This window comes from Devosia sp. J2-20 (assembly GCF_055808475.1).
Genome location: NZ_CM147870.1, coordinates 2,289,002 through 2,311,433, shown reverse-complemented (window position 1 = coordinate 2,311,433; position 22,432 = coordinate 2,289,002). Strand labels below are relative to the sequence as shown.

Genomic DNA, 22,432 nt, shown 5'->3' with positions numbered 1-22,432 from the left:
GATACCCATTGTCTCTGCCTGATACCATTTCTGCCCCACTCGCTCGCGCCCTTGCCACCAAGGGCTACGAGACCCTGACACCTGTTCAGTCCGCAATCATTGAACCCGAGACCGCTGGCCGGGACCTTCTCGTCTCCGCCCAGACCGGTTCGGGCAAGACTGTCGCCTTCGGCATGGCCATTGCCGCCACGCTGCTCGGCAAAGCTGAAAGCTTCACCTCAGTTGGCGCACCGCTGGCACTGGTGATTGCTCCGACCCGCGAGCTCGCCCTTCAGGTCGAACGCGAACTGCAGTGGCTCTATGCCGAAGCCGGTGCCAAGATGGCGACCTGCGTCGGCGGCATGGATGCCCGTACCGAGCGCCGTGCACTTGACCGCGGTGCCCACATTGTTGTTGGCACCCCCGGTCGCCTGCGCGATCACATCACGCGCGGCGCACTCGATATGTCTGCACTGCGCGCCGTTGTGCTCGATGAAGCTGACGAAATGCTCGATCTGGGCTTCCGCGAAGACCTCGAGTTTATCCTCGATGCTGCGCCCGAAGAGCGCCGGACCCTGTTGTTCTCGGCAACGGTGCCCAAGCCCATCGCCCAGCTGGCCAAGACCTTCCAGCGCGATGCCCTGCGCGTGGCAGCCACCAGCGGCGGCGAACAGCACGCCGACATTGACTACAAGCTCATGCTGGTCCCATCCAATGAGCGCGAAAACGCCATCATCAACACGCTGCTCTACTTTGAAGCGGTCAACACCATCGTGTTCGCCTCCACCCGTGAAGGCGTCAAACATCTTTCGGCCCGCCTGCACAATCGCGGCTTCGACGTGGTGACCCTGTCCGGCGAACTCAGCCAGGCCGAGCGCACCAATGCGTTGCAGTCCATGCGCGATGGTCGCGCGCGTATCTGCGTCGCGACCGACGTGGCCGCCCGCGGCATCGATTTGCCCAATCTTGATCTGGTCATCCACGCCGACCTGCCCACCAATCCCGACACGCTGCTGCATCGTTCGGGCCGCACCGGGCGGGCAGGGCGCAAGGGCACCTGCGTCATCATCTCGCCCATGCATCGTCGCAACGTCGCGCAGCGCATTCTGCGCACCGCCAAGCTCGACGTCACCAACATGGCGCCACCGACCGCTGCCGAGATCGATGCGCGTTATCGCGAAGGCATTCTGACCGCGACCGCGCTGACCCTGCCTGTCGCCGAAGAAGAGGCCGAATTCGTCGCGCAGCTGATGGAGCGCCATTCGGTCGAAGCCATTGCCGCCGCTTATCTGCGTCAGCAGCTCGCGGCCCGGCCTGCGCCCGAGGATGTCACGGAAAACCCGGAGCCCGGCAAACCCGGCGACAGCGATCCGCGCACCCGTGAGCGCTTCGAAGGGGGCACCTGGTTCAAGGTCAATGTCGGCCGCAAGCAGCGCGCCGAGCCCCGCTGGCTTCTGCCCATGCTGTGCAAGGCTGGCGATGTCACCAAGACCGCTATTGGTTCGATCCGCATTTTCGATACGGAATCGATCTTTGAAGTGGCCGCCCAGAAGGCCGACGCATTCTCCCGCAGCCTGGCCAAGAACGGCTCGGGCGAGCGTGGCGTGACAATTACCGCTGTTGACGGTCCTGGTGAACGCCGCGCTGGTCCACCACCATCGCAGCGCCGCCCGCCAGGCCCCATCGAGCGCTACGATCCCAATGCCCCACGGCCCGAGCGCGCTGACCGCCAGGCGCGCTATGGCTCCGCCGGGCTGAAGCCCGATGATTTTGAGACGCCCGCAACCGGTGCCTGGAACCCATCTGCTGACGCTGACAAGCCGCGCGCGCCAAAGCGTGACTTCGACAAGCCACGTCCGCCCAAGGTCAGCAAGGCACCGCCAAGCAAGGACAAGGGTAAGCCCAAATGGGCCGGAAAGCCTGATGGCGCTGCCAAGCCGCCCAAGAAGGATCACAAGGCCAAGCGCAAGCCGCAGATCTGAAACGGCAACGAAACAATCAAGAACGGGGTGGCCAGTGCCGCCCCGTTTTTTGACTCAACTGGTTTCTTGGCCGCGTGATAGGTCAGCGCCAGCGCGATCACATGACGTAGCGCATGCAAATCAGCGTCAGTCGGCACCAGCACGGCTCGCTCGCCCTGATAGTCGAAACTGTCCGGATACAGGGTGCGATAGCGGCTCACCAGATCTGTCTGGCAATGCACATACAGCGCTGCTGCACCGGTCTGCTTGTCCCGGTCGATGCGGATGGTAGTCCCACTGCGGCTCTGTTTGGTCAGATAGCTCACCTGACCCCATTTCAGTGTTTCTTCCAGCGCACCGACGCCATCAGTACGCGCCGCGGTTTCCAGAATAAGCGCGCGCAATCCCATCAAAGCCGCTCGCGCCTCTGCTGGATAGGCGTCAAACACTTCTGCAACGGCTGGATTCAAAATTTTGCTCTCCCGGCTGGCACATCAAAGAGCCTAACCGTACCAGCGTGACAATTCCTGTCAGGAGCGTTTTACGACGGTCGCGCTGCAGCGTTTCTTCCAGGGCCAAGGCACTTTTTTAGGAAATCAGTCAACGTTATCAATCTGCTATCGAGAATTTTGGAATCAATCTGCCAGCGTCCAGTCGACGCTATATTGGTCCATCCCAACTGTGGTCTTTGCGCCGCTCCTGCCGCCAATCAGTCCACGCGCGACAATGTCAGTGGCCAAATCAGTCTGTTTTGCTAGAATCGCCGCACTGTAATAGCCGACCTGCGTCACCGGCCCACAATACTTGGAGAGCATGCGTGCCCTTGCGCTGGCAGGAAGTGGCTGTGCCACTGTCGATTATCGTTTCCCTTCTCATCCTCAAATATATCCCGTTTACTGCCGGTCTGCCGCTATCGCGCGCTGCTGGTGTTGTTGCGTTTGGCTACGCTGCCTTTCTGGCGCTGCGCCTGGTGCAGGGCGAGGAGGCGGCCCAGATTGATGGCTGGTCCGAACTGCGCCCCTCAATGGTTGAGTATTTTGCCTGTTACGGCGCTGCAGCATTGGCGGTGGTACTAATGTCCGCGATTATTCTGGTCGGCGGCGCCAAACATATTCCTGCCGCCCAGATGATCGCCACCTTCGCCGCTTCGCTGCTCCTCGGGGCAGGCGCCCTGGGCATTGGTCTGGGCGGTCTGTTCGTCCGCGTGCGCTGGAACCACACCAAACTCGAATATTGCTCAGCGCTTGGTCGCCAGACCAGCATTGCCTGGTCCGACGTCCGTTCGGTGCGCCCAAACTGGCGCGGCATCACCATCGCCACCCACGCCCAGGATCGGGTCACGTTCTCCCAGTTCCACTCCGGGGCGGCCCAACTGGCCCTGCACGCAGCCAATCGCGCCCGCCGCAACGCGGAATCCGCCAGCAAAGCGTTCGCAGCGCCCTAGTGTTCGCCCCGTCACCCCCCGAAGGCATTATCGTGCCACTTGCCTACGCCATCAGCCCGGATGATCCGGCGATCACAACTATAACTTTGCACCAGACCCCAGACCCGCGTATTTTCGCGCTATGAACAAGCCCGTCGCCCTGCGCACCGTCCGCTCCGTCTGTCCTCATGATTGTCCGTCGGCCTGTGCGCTCGACGTCGACATTCTCGACGACCACACCATTGGTCGGGTGCGCGGCGCCAAGGATGATCCATATACCGCAGGCGTCATCTGCGAGAAGGTGGCTCGCTATGCCGAGCGCGTGCACCATCCCGACCGCCTGACCCAACCACTGCGCCGCAGCGGCCCCAAGGGAAGCGGCCAGTTCACGCCGATCTCCTGGGACGAGGCACTGGACGAAATCGCGGCCCGCTTCAACCAGATCGAGGCCGACCACGGCGCCGAAGCCATCTGGCCCTACTATTATGCGGGCACCATGGGCCACGTGCAGCGCGACGGTATTGATCGCCTGCGCGCCGCCAAGGGTTATTCCCGCCAATACGACACCATCTGCACCGGCACCGCCTGGCCCGGCTACATTGCCGGCACCGGCATGCTCGGCGGCGTCAATCCCGAGCAGATGGCCGAGAGCGATTGCGTCGTTATCTGGGGCACCAATGCGGTGCACACCCAGGTCAACGTCATGACTCACGCCATGCGCGCCAAAAAGGAGCGCGGCGCCAAAATTGTGGTCATCGATATCTACCAGACCGCGACCATGGCCCAGGCCGATCTGGGCCTTGTGCTGCGCCCCGGCACCGACGGCGCTCTGGCTGTCGCCGTCATGCATATCCTGCTGCGCGATGGCCTGGCAGACCGCGCCTATATGGCAAAATTCACCGATTTTGGTCCTGACTTCGAAGCCCATCTGGCGGACAGGACCCCCGCATGGGCCGCCGCCATCACCGGCCTGAGCATCGCCGAAATTACCGAATTCGCCCACCTCGTCGGCACCACGCCGGCCAGCTATTTCCGTCTCGGCTACGGCTTCACCCGTCAGCGCAATGGCGCCACGGCCATGCATGCGGCGCTGTGCATTCCCACCATGACCGGCGCCTGGCAGCATCGCGGCGGCGGCGCCTTCCACTCCAATTCAGGAACCTGGGCGCTCGACAAGTCACGCCTCACCGGTTCGGGCCTGCAAAAGGGCGATCCGCGCTGGCTCGACATGTCCGAAATCGGCCCCATCCTCACGGGCAACGCCAAGGCACTCAAGCAGGGCGGGCCGGTCAAGGCCATGATCGTACAAAATACCAACCCTGCCTCGGTCGCCCCAGAACAGGCGCTGGTCCGGCGGGGGCTGGCCCGCGATGATCTGTTCCTCGTCGTCCACGAGCAGTTCATGACCGAAACGGCCGAGCTGGCCGATATCGTGTTGCCCGCCACCATGTTCCTCGAACACAATGACTATTACACCCGCGGCGGCCACACCCGCGTTCTCTATGGCCCGGCGATCATCACCCGCCCCGGCCAGACTAAGTCAAACCACGAAGTCATCAACGCTATGGCCCTGCGGCTGGGTCTCGACGACGACACGTTCAAAACGACTGATCGCGACGTGATCGCCGACACCTTCCACCGCTCGGGCTATCCCGCCTTGGAAGAAGTTGAAAAGACCGGCTTCGTCGATCGCGAACGCCCCGACGCCACCGCCCGTTACGCTGACGGCTTTGACTGGCCCGACAAGCGTTTCCGCTTTGCCCCCAATTGGCAGGGCACCGCCGACAAGAAGAGCTATCAGTGGACCTGTGACCCCGCCGACATGCCACGCTTCGCTGACCATTGGGCCATCACCGAGGCGGCCACCGTCGAACACCCGTTCCGCCTCGCCACCAGCCCGGCACGCGCCTTCCTCAACTCATCCTTCAACGAAACCCCGGGCAGCCAGAAGCGCGAAGGCGTGCCCTCGGTCTTCATCCACCCCGATGATGCTGCGCGCCTCGTTATCGCCGACGGTGAGTTCGTCACAATCGGTAACCGCCGCGGTACCGTTGATCTGACTGCCCGCGTTCGCCCCGGTCTGCCCACTGGCGTGCTGATTGCCGAGGGCCTGCATCAGAACAAGGCCCATCGCGGGGGCAGGGGCATCAACACCCTGACCAGCGCCACTCCAGCGCCGCCCTTCGGCGGCACGGTCTATCACGACGCCGCGGTGTGGATCAGAAAGGCGGAGTGACAATCACCCTGGGGCTCGCCGGGGGATATTCACCTACCCCAGATAAGCGCCCCAAAAGAAGTACCCTGTCATCACCAGCCCGTAGATAATCACCGCTGCCCGGATCACCTTGGTTGGAAAGCGGTGCGCATTCCTGGCGGCCAGATAACCGCCCACCACGACGCCTACCAAGGCGATTGAGCCATGATACCAGTCGATCGAACCATTGAACGCGAACCGCGCCACTGCCACCAGTGCCACTATGGATGACACATAAAGCTTGAGCCCGTTCATGGCGTGAATGTCGCTCATCCCCGCTGTGGCCAGAAACGCCAGCAGCAGGATGCCCAAGCCGGCATTGAAAAAGCCGCCATAGACGCATACCCCGGCCAGAAACAGCAGCAAAAGGCCACTGCCCACCAGCTTCATGCCGCGTCCGCCCCCACTATGTGCGGCGACATAGGCGTTCAGCTGATTGCCAAATGCAAACAACAGCACGGCAAAGAGCATCAGCCACGGCACCACCAGCGCAAACTGCGCATCGGTCACCACCAGCAGCAGTTCGGCGCCGACATAGCCAAACACCGCAGCGATAACGCCATAGAGCACCAGCAAGTGCTTATGCTGCGCCATGGCATGCCAATAGCCATAGGCCCCGCTGGCATAGCCGGGCAGGGCGGCGAATGTGTTGGACGCATTGGCCATCACCGGTGGCACGCCGACAAACAGCAGTGCCGGAAAAACGATGAACGAGCCGCCTCCCGCCAGCGAGTTCAGCGCCCCGCCCAGTAGGCCGGCAATCAGCAGGAACAGCGTTTCAACCATTTTTGGACCGTCCAGTTTCGCGGTGTCATCCCGGCGGCAGGCCGGATCCATCCTGAGGTATCTGCATCAGCCCATACGCGCTTCGGCATCCCGCGCCCAACACATTTGTCTGATCCCTCCCATCACCAGCGCTGATCACAACCCGGCCATGCAGTTGACAAAACCCGGTCTCGGGATCATATCCGGCGCAGGTCGCTGGCACCTGCCGCTCGCCGGACGCAAGTCCGATGGTGAAGTCCAGTCTCCGAGCAGAAACGACCGTAAGGTTCATCTTTGCGAGGCGCTTCATGGCAATGCGAGCTCCCATGCAACAGACGCCTCATGCAAATGAGAGATCCTGTTATGACGTTTTCACTCGATACCCCATCCACTCAGACCCTGAAATCTGAAGCCCGCATGCTGCGCGAAACCCGTGCGCAAAGCGGCGAGTCCTTGAGCCAGAGCGCGGCTCTGGAGCAGATTGCCCGCAGCCATGGCTACCGCGACTGGAACACCGCCAGCGCCAGCCTGCCCAACCGGACTGCCGTGCCTTTCCAGGTCGGCCGTAAGGTTGTCGGCACATATCTCGATCAGCCCTTCACGGGCACGCTGATCGGCGTGCAGATGCTCGGCGATATGGAACACTTCACACTGACCATCCAGTTTGACGCGCCGGTGAACGTCACGCCGGACTTCATGTTCGCCAACAATCGCCATCGTGTGGTCTCTACTGTGAACAGCAATGGTGTGTCATCGGCCCTGCGCGGCAATGGCAATCCACAAATGGTGGTCAAGCGAGCATGATGTGTTCAAATGAGGGGCAGGGCGAAACGCTCATGCCTTGCCCTTCATCGTAATTTGCCGATACAACAGGCGCCAACGAAAACGACGAATGGACCGGCAATGACCACCCAGACCAAGCCCATCGAAGCCTACTCGCTGCCCACCCCAAACGGGCAGAAAGTTCACGTCATTCTCGAAGAGCTTGGCGTCCCGTACAACTATCACCGCATTGACATCGGCAAGGGCGAGCAGTTCACCCCCGAATTCCTCGCCATTTCGCCAAACAACAAGATCCCTGCCATCGTTGACCCAGAGGGGCCGGGCGGCGAGCCCATTTCGATCTTCGAGATCCGGCGCGATTCTGAAATATCTCGGCACCAAGTTCGGCCAGTTCTATCCCACCGATCCGCGCCAGCAGGTCAAGGTCGACGAATGGCTGTTCTGGCAGATGGGCGGCTTCGGCCCTATGCTTGGCCAGAACAATCACTTCAGCGTCTATGCACCTGAAAAAGTGCCTTACGCCATCAAGCGCTACAGCGATGAAACCCATCGTCTGTTCCGCGTGCTGGACAAGCAGCTTGAAGGCAGGGATTTCATCACCGGCGAGTACTCCATTGCCGATATGGCGTGCATTGGCTGGGCCCAGTCCTGGGAGCGCTATGGCATCGACAAGGCTGAACTGAAGAACTTTGCGGCCTGGATCGAGCGTCTCAACGCGCGTCCAGCTGTCGCCAAGGGCCTCAATGTCGGCAAGGAAGCCCCGCTTGATCTGGCCAGCGACAAGGACGCCCAGAAGGTACTCTTCAACCAGCGCTGATTGTTTCAGCCTTTGGGTCCGGGACCCCCGGGCCCAACCGCCCACCTGAAAGGGTAGGCAACGCCAACGACAATGATTCTGACAGCTCCGGCCGCCGCGTTTGGCTCGCGACAGGCTCATGTTTCGTTGCGATCGGGCCCGGGAAACAGCGCGAGCTGTGAGCGCGCCGTCTTTCACCCCAAAAACCACTTGCGTTCATCCACCCCGCCCGTTATCCACCCCCTGCCGGAGAGGTGGCCGAGTGGTCGAAGGCACGCCCCTGCTAAGGGCGCAGATGGGAAACTGTCTCGAGGGTTCGAATCCCTTCCTCTCCGCCATCCACCCATCTTTTGCACGACGAGCGCAGCACGTGGCCGGCCAAGGCGCGCTCGCTAATGCCGCGTGTTGCTAGAACGCAAAGCGGCGCGCAAGGCCCAGGCCCGCGGTGAATTGATGCTGGCTGCCCGATGTAACGATCGGCGAGGCCAGAGCATCACCGACAAAGTTGGAATAGGACCCCTTGGCGCTCAAGTAGGTGTCCGGGACTATTTCATAGCGAGCGGCCAGTTGCACACCGACTGATTTGACGCCGCCATTCGGGTTGTACGCGCCAAGACGTCCTCCGGTTGCGGCTGCTTCGCCTGCCGTTACGCCAAAATAGGTGTCCATGTAGTTTTCGGAAGCAAAGCTGATCAACGGGCCGCCGACAACTTCCAACTGCGGTGTCAGCTTCGCGGTGATGTCCACACCCGCTTCGCCAATGAACCCCTCTGCGCCGCCAACAGCATATCGCGCCGCCCCGTAGAGTTCACCGCGGAGCACGTCGTTCAATACCAGTTCATAGCCGATCCGCGCGCCCAGGGCGTAAGTCGCCTCAACGTCATTCAGGCCCACCAAAGCGGTGTGTTCGGCGCTCACGCGCTTGCTGGCAATCGAAAAGGACGGTGCAAAACTCAAGCCGCCAACGTCCTCACCCCCACCGATATCGATCAGGCCCGGAATACGAAACCGCTGGACCTCGATGATCGGACTAAAGGTCACACCATATTCGGCTGCGCCCTCGTAGACCGGCGCTGTGCCGATGCCGACGCCAAGGACGAAAGCGAAATCTGAAGCGGGTTGTACCGCCACCAGATCCGGCGCAGCGCCGCCATAGCGATCGAATTCCGCGGCACCGACTGAAGTCGACAGGACAGCGAAAACAGCTGCGTTGGCAACGAGGCTTACTGGAATGCGCATGGAGACTCCGCGGGCTGTAGGATTGCCCTGCGAAATACATGGACAATGACATTTTGCACGACCGTCCGGGGAGACTTGCATGCTCAGGCATGTGACGCCCCGTGCATTTGTAGGGGGCATGCGTTGTGCGGACAATGCACTGATTTCTGATACTTGTTACGCCGCCATGCGCGTTCCGGATCAATCCCTGTCTGAGTCCAGGAAGTGTCGTGGAATCCGCTAAACTGTCCGGTCAGACAGGGTGGGTAGCGAGTTGGCCGTTCAGGACAACTTGGCGCCGAGGGTTTTCAGAGCGGGACGCAGTTGGCCGTTGTGCAACTCAAGCAATCGGCGTGCTGCCTCCATACCATCAGCGCCGGCCGCGAGCACGATTGCGGGTTTCACCGCGCCATCTGCGAGCGCAAGCCAGTGCGCCGCTTGCGCGTCGGTCACCCCGGTGACGTCCATCACAATGCGTCGGGCGCGGTCGCGCAGTTTGGCATTGTCCGCGACCACATTGACCATATAGCCGTCATGCACATGACCCAGATGCACAGCAACCATGGTCGAGAACATGTTGAGTGCAATCTTCTGCGCCGTGCCCGCGCCCATCCGGGTCGATCCGGCAATCACTTCGGGGGCGTGCTGAGGCATATGGCAATGTCGACACGGTCAAACAGGGCAGCGCCGGCATTATTGGCAATGCCGATGGTGCGCGCCCCGGCCTGACGTGCGGCTTCTGCGGCGGCCATAGGGTAAGGGGTGTAACCGCTGGCGGTCAGGGCGATCAGGCAATCATGGGCTTCGACTCCTGCCTTCGCAATGCCTTGGCGCGCGGCATCTGCATCATCCTCGGGCCCGCCTGGCATATCGGGCAGGGCGTCAATGCCCCCGGCAAACAGGATAACGATGCGGTCGCGGTCAATGCCAAACGTGCCGGGCAACTCAACGGCGTCGGCCATCGCCATCAGGCCCGAACTGCCTGCTGCAGCATAGATTAGTCGCCCGCCGGCGTTCAGACTGTCGGCCGCCATTCTCGCGGCCGCTGCAATCTCGTGCACGGCGTCCTGGGTCGCGGTGGCGGCTGCTACCTGCGCTGCGGCGAGAATCGATAATGCGTCGCTGGCGTCGCGGGTGTCGAAGCCCTTCGCGCTCGCATGCGTCATCTCGGTTTGCGGTGCACTCATGTCAGTCTCCAGTTGACGTGATAATGCCAAAAAAATACCACTTGTCCACATAACGTTCCCGCTGGGAGTGCCATTGCCAGCGCAATTGCAGCCGAAAGGCCAATTGCTTCAGGACGTCCCAGTAATTTTCCAGCAATTCCGCATTGCCTGTTGGAAAATGGTATTTTATTGGTATTGTTGCGGCGCTCGGTCTGCACTAGTCAAAGTTGCGCGGGATCAGTGTTATGCAATGTCGCGCAAGGCGCCAACGGGTGAGGGGATAAGTGACAGATTTGTCGAACGGTTTCTTTGCCGATGGTCCGGTGGCGCTGCCCAGCGGGGGACCGCTCTATCTGCAACTCAAGCGCTGGATTGAGGATGCGATCCATCGCGGTGACATCAATCCCGGCGATGCTTTGCCTTCCGAACGCGATCTCGCTGCCAAGGTCGACGTGTCCCGCGTCACCGTGCGTAAAGCCGTGCTGCAATTGGTGCAGGACGGTGTGCTGGTGCAGCGTCATGGTTCGGGCACCTTCGTTGCGCCGCCAACCCAGCGCGTCGAGCAGTCGCTGTCCCAGCTGACCTCGTTTACCGAAGACATGGCGCGGCGTGGCATGGAAGTGCACGCGCAATGGCTGGAACGGGGGCTCTACCTGCCATCGCCCGAAGAAACCATTATTCTGGGGCTGTCATCTGGCGACCAGGTGGCGCGAATCTCTCGGCTGCGGCTCACCGGGGAAACCCCATTGGCAATCGAGCGTGCCAGTCTGTCGGCGCGGGTGCTGCCCGACCCCACAGCCATTGGCAATTCGCTCTACAAGCATCTCGACAAAACCGGCAACCGGCCTATTCGTGCCATCCAGCGCATTCGGGCTGCCAATCTTGATGAAGAGAATGCTCACCTGCTGCAGGTGCCGGTCGGCTCCGCCGGCCTGAATATTGAGCGCACCTCCTATCTCGCCTCCGGGCGTGTCATCGAATTCACCCGCTCCATTTATCGGGGCGACACCTATGACTTTGTTGCCGAACTGCGGATCGGTGATTCCCCCAGCAATGGAGGCAATAAGCCGTGACCATGCCTGATCAGACCCATATGCGCCGCGAAATCTCGGAAATTCCCGGCGTCGTCGCCAACTTCCTCGACAGGAGTGGCCCGGTGCTCGATGCAGCTGCTGCTGCCCTGCGCCAACGCGACCCTTCGCTGGTTGCCACGGTGGCGCGCGGATCTTCCGACCACGCTTCGGCCTATCTCAAATACGCCATTGAACTGACGCTGGGCCTCCCGGTGGCCTCCATCGGTCCCTCGATTGCATCGATCTATGGCAAGGATCTCAAACTGGCCAACAGTGCTGCCATCGCCATTTCCCAGTCTGGCAAATCGCCTGACATCGTGGGTATGGCAGAGTCGGCGCGCCGCTCGGGCGCCATCTCCATTGCCATCACCAATACGGCCGGCTCGCCTCTCGCAGCCGCTTCCGACTTCACCATCGATCTGCATGCCGGTGTCGAACAGAGTGTGGCCGCCACCAAGACCTTCGTGACGTCGGTGGTAGCCGGCCTGGCGCTGATTGCACGCTGGAGCGGCGATACAACCTTGAACGCAGCCGTCAACGAGCTGCCCGAGGCGCTCTCGCGGGCCGTCTCCTGCGACTGGTCCGGCATGGCTTCGGCGCTCGACGGACACAATGCTCTCTATGTCCTGGGCCGTGGCCCCGGATTTGCTATCGCCAATGAGGCCGCACTGAAATTCAAGGAGACCTGCAACATCCAGGCCGAATCCTACAGTGCTGCTGAAGTGATGCATGGTCCTGTCGCGATCGTTACCCCGGGCTATCCCGTATTGGGGCTTGCCGCGCGCGATGCCGCCGAAGGCTCGGTTGTTGACATGACACACAAGCTGGCCGGGCAGGGTGCGCTGGCCTTCCTCACCAGCGACCGCCCGGGCCAAGCGCGCCCGTTGCCGTTCGCGGCGACAGGGCACCCCATCACCGATCCGCTGGCGTTGATTGTCTCTTTCTATGGCTTTGTCGAAGCGCTTTCGCGCCATCGCGGCTTCAATCCCGATCTGCCCGTAGCGCTCAACAAGGTCACCGAGACGGTATGAGCGACCTTCTGGCAATTGCCGGGGTGCCCATTTTTGACGGGCAGGCCTGGCACAAGGACGCAGCGCTGCTGATTGAGTTTGGTATGGTGTCCGCGATCGTCCCAAGCGGCGATGTCCCTGCGCGCGCCGAGCGGGTCCACCTCGACGGCGGCAGCATCGTGCCTGGCTTCGTTGACCTCCAGGTCAATGGCGGCGGTGGCGTGTTGTTCAACAATGATCCGTCTGTCGGCGCTATTCGCACGATCTGCGCGGCTCATGCGCGGTTCGGCACCACAGCGCTTTTGCCGACGCTGATTACCGATACGGTGGCGATCAACATCGCCGCCATTGCTGCAGGCCATGCTGCGGCGCAGCAAGCAGTGCCCGGTTTTCTCGGTCTGCACCTTGAGGGACCGCATCTGTCACTGGCGCGCAAGGGGACCCATGATCCTGCCTTGATCCGACCCATGGATGACAGCGATCTGGCGCGCCTCGTTGCCGCAGCAACCGATTTGCCCAACCTGTTGCTGACCGTCGCTGCAGAGACGGTAACGCCGCAACAGATCACGACCTTGGCCCGAGCGGGCATTACCGTCAGTCTGGGCCATTCAGATGCCAGCTTTGCCGATGCGTCCGCCGCTTACGCAGCCGGCGCCTCCATGGCGACGCACCTGTTCAATGCGATGAGCCAGTTGGGCAATCGCGAACCTGGCATGGTGGGCGCCTTGCTGAGCACCCCGAGAGCGCATGCGGGCCTGATCGCTGACGGTATTCACGTTCACCCTGCTGCGATCGAACTCGCCTTGCGCGCCAAAACAGGACCCGGACATATCTTTTTGGTGACCGACGCCATGTCGCAGACAGGGACGGAGTTGACCGAACTCACCCTTAATGGCCGCACTATTACCCGGGCAAACGGTGCCCTGCGGCTGGCTGACGGTACATTGGCAGGCGCCGACCTCGATATGATCGACGCGGTCGAGTTCATGCATACCAGGATCGGTTTGCCGTTCGAAGAAGCCCTGCGTATGGCATCACTTTATCCAGCACGGGCCTTGGGCGTTGAAGGTGACCACGGCCATCTTTCCCCTGGGGCGATCGCCAACTTCGTTCATCTTTCCCATAGCAGGAAAGTCCAGGCGACCTGGATCGCAGGCACCGAAGCTTACCGCGCCTGACGTGATTACACTGTCTCGCCGCAGGATTTGAGGGTTCAGGTCACACGCAATTTACGTGTCCGCCCTATTGTCCTGGCGCTCCCTCGCATGCGCTTGATAGGGCTCGGCAGTGTTTCAGATTATTCGGATCAGTATCCTGACGGCCATCCTTATCGGCCTCGTCGTGTCTGTGCCTTCGCTGAACAAGCCCGCCATGCGCGCAATACAGGACGTCGGGGATCTTTTTGACGCGCGGCCTGAACGCCAAATTCTGTTCGTGGGCAACAGCCGTACCTATTTCAACGACATGCCTGCAATGGTCCGCAGCATGGCCGACTCTGCGAACGCACCTGAGAAATATCGTATCCAGATGCATGCACCGGCTGGCAGGGCTTTGGCGGATCATTGGGCAAATCCGCAAGTGCATGATTTGCTGGCGCAGCAATGGCACCACGTCGTGATTCAGGCTCAGAGTGGGGAACAATATGATCGATCACTGTCAGCGCAGATGCTGGGTACCGCCAGAAAGCTGATCAGTGAAGCCAGGCTGGGTGGCGCCGCGCCCGCGATGTTTGTGACATGGCGGTATACGACCGACTGCCCTGAAGCGGCTGGATCTGACACCACCGGATATCGCCAAATGCATGCCAACATTCAGGCCATGCACCGGCAACTCAATCGTGAGACCGGCGTCGACCTGGTCAATGTCGGTCGCGTTTGGGAGGTCATTCTCAAATACTCTGCGGAGATCCCACTCTACCTCGACTGCAACCACCCCTCCATATACGGCAGTTACCTATCCGCTCTGGCGTTCTACGACTACTTCTCGGGTGGCGACGTATTGGCTGTGACCTACGTGCCCGATGGCATACCGCAAGACCAGGCCAAATTGCTGCGCGAGGCGGTCTCAAGGTATTCCAGCGCCGCAGCGCAATGACCCCTGTCCTCACCCGCGGCCGATATAGGGCATGTTGGTGGCCATCACGGTCATGAACTGAACATTCGCGCTCAGGGGAAGCGCAGACATATAGAGCAGGGCGTCCACCACGTGCTGAACATCAAATGTCGGCTCGGGTGCCATTGTGCCGTTGGCCTGTAAGGATCCGCTATTCATTGTGCTGGTCATGTCGGTGGCGGCGTTGCCGATGTCGATCTGCCCGCAAGCGATGCCGAATGCCCGCCCATCGAGCGCTATCGACTTGGTCAGCCCCGTGATCGCATGCTTGGAAGTTGTATAGGATGCCGCCTCAGGCCGCGGCACATGCGCTGAGATGGAGCCATTGTTGATGATGCGCCCACCCTGGGGTGTCTGATCGCGCATGATCCGGAAGGCTTCGCGCGCAACATAGAAGGCACCGTTGAGATTGGTATTGATCATCTCTTGCCACGTCTGCACGTCCAGATCGCCAAACGACGTGGCTGGTGCAAAGCGACCGGCATTGTTGAACACCACGTCGACACGCCCGTACCGCTCGTGCACGCCGCCGAAAAATGCAGCGACCGCATCGGGGTCGCCGACATCGCACGCGCCGGCATAACCACCAATTGCCTCGCGCACTGGCTCAAGTGCATCGCGCCGGCGTCCACATATGGCAACTTCATAGCCCTTTGTAGCGAAACCGAGTGCTGCCGCTTTGCCAATGCCAGATCCGCCGCCGGTAATAACGGCTACCTTCTTGTCCTGATTCATGGTCCCCCCAATTGTGGTGGCGCCGACCGTTTCGCCACGTCTGCTGACGATTCCGCGCACATTGCCGCCACATAAGCGGACCGCGCCCTCGGTCCATTTGATGCCCCTAAATGCGACTTGGCGCCAGTCACCTCGCGTCAAAGCCCAGCAAAACCTGCAATTTTAACGCTTCGTTCAGTCCGGTTAACAGTTGGTTTCCAAGTGTGTGCTGAATCTGCAACATCCAGATCGCAACCACCCTGTGCGGCCGCAAAACGGCCTTTGCGTGATTGCGTCGGCCTTCGCCATGCGTAGAGTGGGTCTTGCGAATCCATGCATGGGATCGTTTGTCGGTCGCAGCGCGACGGCAACACACTGCACCACGAATAGTGTGGTCGCGTTTCGACAAACCTGCCGGGCAACCGGCGCCAAAATATGACTGACTTTGGAGGTCAACCTATGAAACTCAAGAGCCTTATCCTCGGTTCTGTTGCTGCTGCCGGTCTCTCGACCGCTGGCTTTGCTGCCGATCTCGGCGTTCTCACCTCGCTCGACGTTTGTGACGACCTGGGCCTTTCGGGCCTGACGATCTCGTCGGACACCAACTGCCTGCAGATCACCGGCGGCGTTGAGTATGAATTCAACTTCGGCAACTATGCTGGTGCTGACGTTGACGTTGCAGCCATGTACACCACTGCCGGTGTTGTTGCTTACTCGCTGAAGGGTGTCGACACTCCTGACACCGTTGGTGGCATCAGCAACGACTGGGATTCCAAGGTTGTGTCCTGGTTGAAGTTTGTTGGTACCGCTTCGAGCGACTTCGGTCCTGCTCGCACCGTCATCAAGCTGAAGAATGAGCACAAGACTGTCACGACCAACGGCGGCGCTCCAACTGCTGACACCTATGACGTCGTGATCGACGAAGGTTACGTGCAGGTTGGCGATGCGACCGTTCTTTCTGCTGGTAAGAAGGGCTCGATCTTCAACAAGGGCGACGACGCTCCATTCAACTTCACTGGCCTGTTCGCTGCTTCCAAGGAAGACACTGGCGTTGTTGGTTCGGATGAGTACATCAAGTACTTCCCCGCAACTGGCGGTCACGTGATCCAGGTTGAAACCAACCTCGGCAACGGTCTCGCTGCTAAGGTCGGTCTCGAGAAGCTCGAAGCCGCAGGCACCGTTGTTGGTGTTCTGGACTACGCTGGCGACTCGATCACTGCGCACATCAGCGGCGCTGTTGGTGGCATCCTTGACGGCGTTTCCGACGCTGGCGATACCTACGCAATCCACGCTGGCATGACCGGTACCTTTGATCAGTTCAAGCTCCGTGCAGCTCTCGCTGCTGGTGGCTCGACCTTCACGACCGATCAGTCTTCCTACATCAACGGCCTGATCTCGGCTGAAGGTTCGTTCGACATGTTCAAGATTGCAGCTTCGGCTGAAGTCCTGAGCCTGACCGACGCAGCTGGCAACCGCACCACTGGCTACGGCTTTGGTGGTTCGGTTGGTGCAACCGTCACCGACGGCGTGACCTTCAATCTCGGTGGTCGTTACTTCGGCCAGGACATCAATGGTTCGGGCGCTGGCTACCAGGTCGCAGCTCAGATCGTTGCTGACGTGACCGAGACCATCAAGGCAACTGCTGAAGTCGGCGTCTATGGCCGTACCGAGCGCACGATTGCTACCACTGCTGCTGCTTACTCCGACGTTTACGGTAAGGCAGAACTGGCTTGGGCTCCAGGCGGTGGTTTCACCTCCTCGCTCGGCGCAACTGTCCAGCAGAACGGTGCCTACAAGGTTACCTTCAAGGCTGCCAAGTCGTTCGAATAGTCTTCGATCGTACTTTGATACGGAAAGGCCCGGCTCACGCCGGGCCTTTCTGCTTTCGGGCGTCCCTCTAGGCAAGGTGCCCTCTGCAGATCTCCTGATTCTGTAGATGTTCAGTGAGATATCGCCGTCCTGATGCAGGCTTTCAAAAAGTCGTTGTCAACCAAGGGTTTGCTGGCCCATTTTTCGTTTCATCTCTTGGCGAAATGCACTAGCGTTGCCCTAAATGCGGCCATCTCATCGGAACAGGAATGATTAGGGACCTCCTCAAATGGGTTGTGCCGGGACTTGTCACAGTCTTGGCCGGATCAACGCTTTCCCTGGCAATGACCTCACCCGACATTGAGCGCGACGTCATCGGTCAAACTTCGGCGACAGCCGCTCGGGCCGGTTTTGATTGGGCTGAACTTTCCATTGCAATGCGCGATGTCACGCTGTCGGGCACCACGACCGATCAGGCTTATGTCGACGCAGCCGTGCAGCGTATCGCCATGATCCCCGGCGTTCGTAGCGTGAAGACGAATGTAACCCTGGCACCTCTGGCTTCGCCATATCGGCTCGAGGCTTCGATAGATGGAGGAACGGTTTCACTAGCCGGCGGTGTACCCGATGAAACGACCCGTCAACTTCTGCTGAATCGCGCAAAGATTGAGCAGGGGGCGCTTGAATTGCGCTCCGGCATGCCTGAGCGTCAGCTCTGGGTGGCTGGTGCGCAGTTCGCCATTGATCAATTGCGCTTTTTCGAGGAAGGCGGGGCCACGATTTCCGATCTTAAGGTCGATGTCAGCGGCCGCGCCAAATCAGCACGCGATTTTCGGGACCTTCTGATTGCCCTGCGGGCCGGTGCGCCTGCTGGTGTGACACTCGGTGAAGTGGAAATCACCCCCGCGCTGGTGTCGCCTTATCAGTGGAGCGCTATATCCGACGGCAGGCGCATAGAGGTTTCGGGTTTTGTACCCGACGAAAATCTGGTCGAACGGTATCGAAGCGCCGAAACGGGCGGCAAGTCAGTTGCCACTGGCCTGGCATTGGCGTCGGGTGAGCCAAGTGGATTTGCCGAAGTTTCTCAAAAGCTTATTGAGCAACTTTCACGACTTGAATACGGCACTGCAAGCATCGTCGATGGTCAAAGCACGCTGACGGGCGCGCCACCGACTTTTGAAGTTGCGCAGGCCGTGATGGAGCAATTGCAGGGCGCCGGATCGATCATTGAGCTTGAACCGCCACGTGTCGACGACTACTGGGCCAGCGCTACACTTCAGGCCGGTGGCGCACTGATTTTCGACGGATACGCCCCCGACACGGCGACCCGTGATGAACTCAAAAGCGTTGGCGGCGCTCAAACAGACTGGCTTCAGTTGGCGCGCGGCGCGCCAGAGCGCTACCAGTCGGCTATGGATTTTGGTCTATCGGCCCTGCAACGCATGAGCGAGGGGCGGTTTTCGCTGCGCCAGAATGTGTTGAGTCTGAGTGGGGTTGCCCGATCAGGTGAGGACTACCAGGCGCTGATGAAGACCATCGCGGAGGACGCGCCGCAGGGCTTCGTATTAGCGCGCGCCGAGATTGATGCACCGGTTGCCGCCGACTATCAATGGTCGGTTCGCAAGAATGCGGCTGGTGAACTCTCACTATCCGGCATGGTGCCCAATGCGCCCGCGAAGTCATCGCTGGTGACAGCTGCAGGTTCTTCAGTAAGCGCTGATCTGGCATTTGCTTCGGGCGAACCGCGCAATTTTGTGGCGTCGGCGGAGACGGGGATACTCCTGCTCGAATGGCTGGCGAATGGCGAGGTTGTGTTTGACGGCAGTGGCTGGACCATTACCGGCACGGCAAAGTCTGAGATCGACAAGGCCGCTATTGAAGCCGATTTCGTCTCACGCAAGCTGGCGGGTGCTGGCTGGTCCATGTCTATTGCAGCCCCGGTGCCAGTAATCCCCGTTGCCGAACCCTACACCTGGTCCGCGACCAGCGCCGGGGCTGACGTGACACTTACTGGTTATGTGCCCGATGCTGATGCACGGCTAAGGTTTTCGAGCAAAGCGCCTAACAGCGCCGACACCACACAGGTGGCAAGCGGTGCGCCTGATGGGTTCGTTGTTTCAGCGGAAGCGGCGCTGGACGCAGTGATGGCCATTGGCGATGCTGAAGCCCGTTTCGATGGCGCCAACTGGTCACTAGCCGGTCGTGCGACGTCCGTTGAAATGCGCGATGCGGCTCTGGCGGCCCTGGAATCCACAACTGATGTGGCGAGCTGGTCTATCGCGGTAGAAGCACCCGAGCCCGGTCCGACCGAACCTTATCTCTGGTCGGCAACCAAGACGCCCGACGGTGCTGTAACCGTTGAGGGTCTGGTGCCTGCTGATGAGCTGAAGCGCGTTGTCGCGATGCGGGTAGGGGAGGGTCTGAAAGATCTGACCGTCATCGATCCGCCTGCGCCGGATGGTTTTCCGCTCGATGTCCTGGCGGCTATCGATAGTCTGTCTCGCCTGTCTGATGGTTTTGTCAGCTTTGATGGTGCGCAATGGCGTATAGACGGCAATCTGCTCGATGCCGAGGGCGCCTCAGCAATTGATACTGCGCTCGCCGGTGCAGCAACACCCGCCAATGCCTGGCAGCTTACTTTGCTTGAACCGGTCGTACCTGCTGCACAGGTTGAACCTGAAGCCCCCATAGAGCCAGAGATTGACGCGGCGACAGCCACTGCCCAGGAGCCAGCATTGGTGTCTGCAGTTGATCCCGACTATGCCTTTTCTGCCAGCCGCGCCGAAGACGGCAGCTTCATTCTGAGTGGCCAGGTGCCGAGCGATGAGGCTCTCAGTCGGATTGCAGGCATTACCGATGGCGACACTGCCGAAGTCAGCATTGCAGATGGCGCGCCCGAGGGCTTTCTGACTAGCGCAAAAATTGGCCTTGGCGCGCTGTCGCTCCTGACATCGGGACAGCTTGACCTCATTGATGGCACTTGGCGGCTTACCGGCGCTGCCGATGACACCACCGAGCGCGATGGCGTTCTCGATGCTATTGCTGCAGACGAGGCCGCGACATGGAGCGCCGACATTGCGGCGCCCGAGCCCGTGCTTGATGAACCCGTCGCTGCAGTCCAACCTGTGGCGACGCCCGCGGCCGATAAGGTCGATATCTCGGCCTGTGTGGGCCCTATCGCTGATTTCTCCGGTCGCAATGCCATTCTGTTCCAGTCAGGCGCTGCGCTGATCGCCAATGAATCCGAGATTGCGCTCGATGAACTGGTCATCATTCTGGCGGAGTGTCCGGATGCGCTGATCCGGATTGAAGGCCACACCGACGCCGATGGCGACGCCCGCCTCAATCTGGGCCTGTCCGTGGCACGGGCAGAGGCTGTGGTTACCGCACTGGTCGAGCGGGGCATCGATCCGCAACGCCTCTACGCTCTCGGTTATGGAGAAACCAAGCCGATCGCTGATAACGGCACCAGCGCAGGCAAGCGCCTCAACCGACGCATCGTGGTGACGGTGAGCGATGAGCACTTCTGAGCGGGCACACCATAGCGGTGATGGGCGATGAGCTGGGATTCAGTGGTTTTTTTGCTCGGATACTATTGGCCCTATCTGACTGTCGTGGCCATTATCGGTACGGTGGTGGGATGGCGCAGTTTCACTGCGCCCAAGTCGTGACCAGCCGGCCATGACAAACCTTACCCATGTCCTGGAAACCACGCTTCTGTTTCTCGCCGCCTATCTGTTCGGCTGCGTCCTCGGGTATAGCGTCCGTTGGGTTCTTCATGCTGGCCGAGGAACCCGCATAGTGACACCCGAAGCCATCGCTGCCGCGCGGGCAGCCGATGCAGCGCCCAAACGGGTCATGTCCTCGGCGGCGCGTCTGGCGCGGGCTGCCTCCAATGAACCAGCGCCCCCTGCCATTATCGCCACACGCAAGCCAAACAAGGCCGCGCAGAAGACCGCTGCCAGGCGGACGGGACCCAAGCCAGCGTCGATCAAGGTCCCGCGTCCCGGCGGTGCCGATAATCTGAAGCTTATCAAGGGTATTGGGCCAAAGATCGAGGCGTCGCTCAACGAGTTGGGCGTTTATCACTTCGATCAGATTGCTGCCTGGTCCAAGACCAACACCAACTGGATCGACAAGAAGCTGGTCCTGCGCGGACGCATTGCGCGCGAACGCTGGGTTGAGCAGGCCGCCGAATTCATTTCCGAAACACGGGCCAGTGCCTAGGCCGCACGCGCCTTCAGTACAGCGCCAACTTTGGCGACGAATTTGGCGACCGCTTCAATTTCTTCGCGTTGGTCGAATAGGGCAGGAGAGCCTTGGCCCGAAATGGTCAGCGCAACAGCGTCTGGGCGCCGTCGCACCATCTCGTCAAAAGTTTCGCGACGCAACTGGTCGGTCAACTGGGTACGCAGCAGCATCAGGGAGGCGCAACCAAGCGCGTCGAAAAGTGGCCACTGCGCAGTCAGCACATCGTCGAAGTTGATGTCGGCCAGTGCATCCATCAGGCGCTTGTCATAAAGGGGTTGGGCGCGTCCGCGTTTGTCGAGATAGTGGCTCCGCCCGATTAGCTTATCGAGCTGCTCGACCGGCAGGCCTGGATAGTCGCCGCCCAGAACGCGTCGAAATCCTGCCGCTACCGACTTGGCGCCGCGCAGGGCTTCGATATGTTCAAGATTGCTGCGCAACCGCACTATGCCCCGCGAATCCGTAACGGGGCCGGAATCCAGCAATATCGTGCCCGCCACCAGCAGCGGATGAGCCGTGGCCAGTGCCATGGCCACCTGTCCGCCTTGCCCCTGTCCAAGGATCACCGCGCGTTCAATTCCCAGCGCCGCCAGGACTGCAGCCACGTCGCGCGCATCGACCAGCGAACTGTAGTCCTCAGCGTGCTGGCGGTTATCGGCTCGTCCGCGCCCTGGCAGGTCCAGCAGCACCACTGGCGCTGCATTGCCGAGGCGGCCGAAATCGTCGGCGAACGCGGTGAAATCGCTCATATTGCGCTGATAGCCCGGAATGCAAGCGATCGGCAGGCTTCGGCTTGAAAGCTCGCCGCGCACATGCACCGCTGCCCGCACACCGCCAGCCACGGAGACATGGATGATTGGCAGGTCCGCAAAGGCTGGGTGATTGTCAGGAATGCTTCTGGGGCGGGGCATATGGGGCAACTTTCGAGTGTCCCCATCTAGCGGCAGCGGGGGAGCGGTCTCAAGCAATTTTAGTCAAACGCGCTCGTTCACACCGGTTTTCGCAGCGGAACGCCGACGGCAATCGCATCGGATGTCATTTTGCCGTCATCTGGGCCACAACTAGGCGTTGTGGTGTGATTTGATAAAAACTATGGTGCAGCGTCAAAAAATCGGCAGCAT

18 protein-coding genes, 1 tRNA gene and 1 pseudogene are annotated in these 22,432 nt (G+C 60.6%); 13 read left to right on the top strand and 7 right to left on the bottom strand.

Features of this window, described 5'->3' with window-relative positions; genetic code table 11:
- The first annotated feature begins 8 nt into the window (after positions 1-8).
- Positions 9-1,961, top strand: a complete 1,953-nt coding sequence (locus AC0L37_RS11350) for a DEAD/DEAH box helicase (protein ID WP_282221092.1) — start codon at positions 9-11, stop codon at positions 1,959-1,961.
- On the opposite strand, the gene AC0L37_RS11345 is transcribed toward AC0L37_RS11350, so the two are convergent.
- Positions 1,931-2,389, bottom strand: a complete 459-nt coding sequence (locus AC0L37_RS11345) for a DUF1801 domain-containing protein (RefSeq protein WP_282221093.1) — start codon at positions 2,387-2,389, stop codon at positions 1,931-1,933. The genes AC0L37_RS11350 and AC0L37_RS11345 overlap by 31 nt on opposite strands.
- Positions 2,390-2,757: 368 nt before the next feature.
- Between AC0L37_RS11345 and AC0L37_RS11340 the strand changes: the two genes are divergently transcribed.
- A complete protein-coding gene (locus AC0L37_RS11340) occupies positions 2,758-3,384 on the top strand; it encodes a hypothetical protein (protein ID WP_269369594.1) in 627 nt (208 codons plus the stop codon).
- Between the two features lie 121 nt (positions 3,385-3,505).
- On the top strand, positions 3,506-5,599 hold the full coding sequence (locus AC0L37_RS11335; protein ID WP_282221094.1) for a molybdopterin-containing oxidoreductase family protein: 2,094 nt from the start codon (positions 3,506-3,508) through the stop codon (positions 5,597-5,599).
- Positions 5,600-5,632: 33 nt separating this feature from the next.
- Here the strand turns inward: AC0L37_RS11335 and AC0L37_RS11330 are convergent, their stop codons facing one another.
- Positions 5,633-6,403, bottom strand: coding sequence for a sulfite exporter TauE/SafE family protein (locus AC0L37_RS11330; RefSeq protein WP_269369597.1), 771 nt, complete (start codon positions 6,401-6,403; stop codon positions 5,633-5,635).
- 342 nt (positions 6,404-6,745) lie between these two features.
- Here AC0L37_RS11330 and AC0L37_RS11325 point away from each other — a divergent pair, with 342 nt between their 5' ends.
- From AC0L37_RS11325 to AC0L37_RS11315, 3 genes and pseudogenes are all read left to right on the top strand, one after another.
- On the top strand, positions 6,746-7,186 hold the full coding sequence (locus tag AC0L37_RS11325; RefSeq protein ID WP_282221095.1) for a glyoxalase superfamily protein: 441 nt from the start codon (positions 6,746-6,748) through the stop codon (positions 7,184-7,186).
- Between the two features lie 99 nt (positions 7,187-7,285).
- Positions 7,286-7,982: pseudogene (locus tag AC0L37_RS11320) on the top strand (glutathione S-transferase family protein).
- 227 nt (positions 7,983-8,209) lie between these two features.
- A tRNA-Ser gene (locus AC0L37_RS11315) sits at positions 8,210-8,299 on the top strand.
- A 70-nt stretch (positions 8,300-8,369) separates the two neighbouring features.
- Here the strand turns inward: AC0L37_RS11315 and AC0L37_RS11310 are convergent.
- The 3 genes from AC0L37_RS11310 to AC0L37_RS11300 form a co-directional block, all read right to left on the bottom strand.
- On the bottom strand, positions 8,370-9,200 hold the full coding sequence (locus AC0L37_RS11310; protein ID WP_282221096.1) for a MipA/OmpV family protein: 831 nt from the start codon (positions 9,198-9,200) through the stop codon (positions 8,370-8,372).
- Positions 9,201-9,461: 261 nt separating this feature from the next.
- Complete coding sequence (locus AC0L37_RS11305) at positions 9,462-9,791, bottom strand: N-acetylmuramic acid 6-phosphate etherase family protein (RefSeq protein WP_282221097.1); 330 nt, start codon at positions 9,789-9,791, stop codon at positions 9,462-9,464.
- Positions 9,792-9,808: 17 nt separating this feature from the next.
- Entirely contained in the window at positions 9,809-10,366 is a 558-nt protein-coding gene (locus AC0L37_RS11300; protein ID WP_282221098.1) for an N-acetylmuramic acid 6-phosphate etherase, read from the bottom strand.
- A 263-nt stretch (positions 10,367-10,629) separates the two neighbouring features.
- On the opposite strand from AC0L37_RS11300, the gene AC0L37_RS11295 reads away from it, so the two are divergent.
- From AC0L37_RS11295 to AC0L37_RS11280, 4 genes are all read left to right on the top strand, one after another.
- Entirely contained in the window at positions 10,630-11,418 is a 789-nt protein-coding gene (locus tag AC0L37_RS11295) for a GntR family transcriptional regulator (protein ID WP_282221099.1), read from the top strand.
- 2 nt (positions 11,419-11,420) lie between these two features.
- Positions 11,421-12,449: an SIS domain-containing protein gene (locus AC0L37_RS11290; protein WP_282222985.1), complete on the top strand. Its 1,029-nt coding sequence runs from the start codon at positions 11,421-11,423 to the stop codon at positions 12,447-12,449.
- Positions 12,446-13,606 (top strand): N-acetylglucosamine-6-phosphate deacetylase, encoded by a 1,161-nt coding sequence (nagA, locus tag AC0L37_RS11285; protein ID WP_282221100.1) that lies wholly within the window; start codon positions 12,446-12,448, stop codon positions 13,604-13,606. Before AC0L37_RS11290 ends, nagA begins: the two co-directional genes overlap by 4 nt.
- Before the next feature lie 109 nt (positions 13,607-13,715).
- Complete coding sequence (locus AC0L37_RS11280) at positions 13,716-14,522, top strand: hypothetical protein (RefSeq protein ID WP_282221101.1); 807 nt, start codon at positions 13,716-13,718, stop codon at positions 14,520-14,522.
- Positions 14,523-14,531: 9 nt separating this feature from the next.
- Here AC0L37_RS11280 and AC0L37_RS11275 read toward each other — a convergent pair whose 3' ends face one another.
- The gene (locus tag AC0L37_RS11275; RefSeq protein ID WP_269369608.1) at positions 14,532-15,275 is read right to left on the bottom strand and encodes an SDR family oxidoreductase; all 744 of its coding nucleotides are present in this window, start codon (positions 15,273-15,275) and stop codon (positions 14,532-14,534) included.
- A 438-nt stretch (positions 15,276-15,713) separates the two neighbouring features.
- Here AC0L37_RS11275 and AC0L37_RS11270 point away from each other — a divergent pair, with 438 nt between their 5' ends.
- The 3 genes from AC0L37_RS11270 to AC0L37_RS11260 all read left to right on the top strand — a co-directional run bounded on the left by AC0L37_RS11270 (position 15,714) and on the right by AC0L37_RS11260 (position 21,290).
- Positions 15,714-17,084, top strand: coding sequence for a porin family protein (locus tag AC0L37_RS11270; RefSeq protein ID WP_282221102.1), 1,371 nt, complete (start codon positions 15,714-15,716; stop codon positions 17,082-17,084).
- Between the two features lie 248 nt (positions 17,085-17,332).
- Complete coding sequence (locus AC0L37_RS11265; RefSeq protein WP_282221103.1) at positions 17,333-20,593, top strand: OmpA family protein; 3,261 nt, start codon at positions 17,333-17,335, stop codon at positions 20,591-20,593.
- A gap of 271 nt (positions 20,594-20,864) precedes the next feature.
- Complete coding sequence (locus AC0L37_RS11260; RefSeq protein WP_282221104.1) at positions 20,865-21,290, top strand: hypothetical protein; 426 nt, start codon at positions 20,865-20,867, stop codon at positions 21,288-21,290.
- Here the strand turns inward: AC0L37_RS11260 and AC0L37_RS11255 are convergent.
- Positions 21,287-22,222, bottom strand: coding sequence for an alpha/beta fold hydrolase (locus tag AC0L37_RS11255; RefSeq protein WP_282221105.1), 936 nt, complete (start codon positions 22,220-22,222; stop codon positions 21,287-21,289). The two genes, AC0L37_RS11260 and AC0L37_RS11255, sit on opposite strands and share 4 nt — an antisense overlap.
- Between the last annotated feature and the right edge of the window lie 210 nt (positions 22,223-22,432).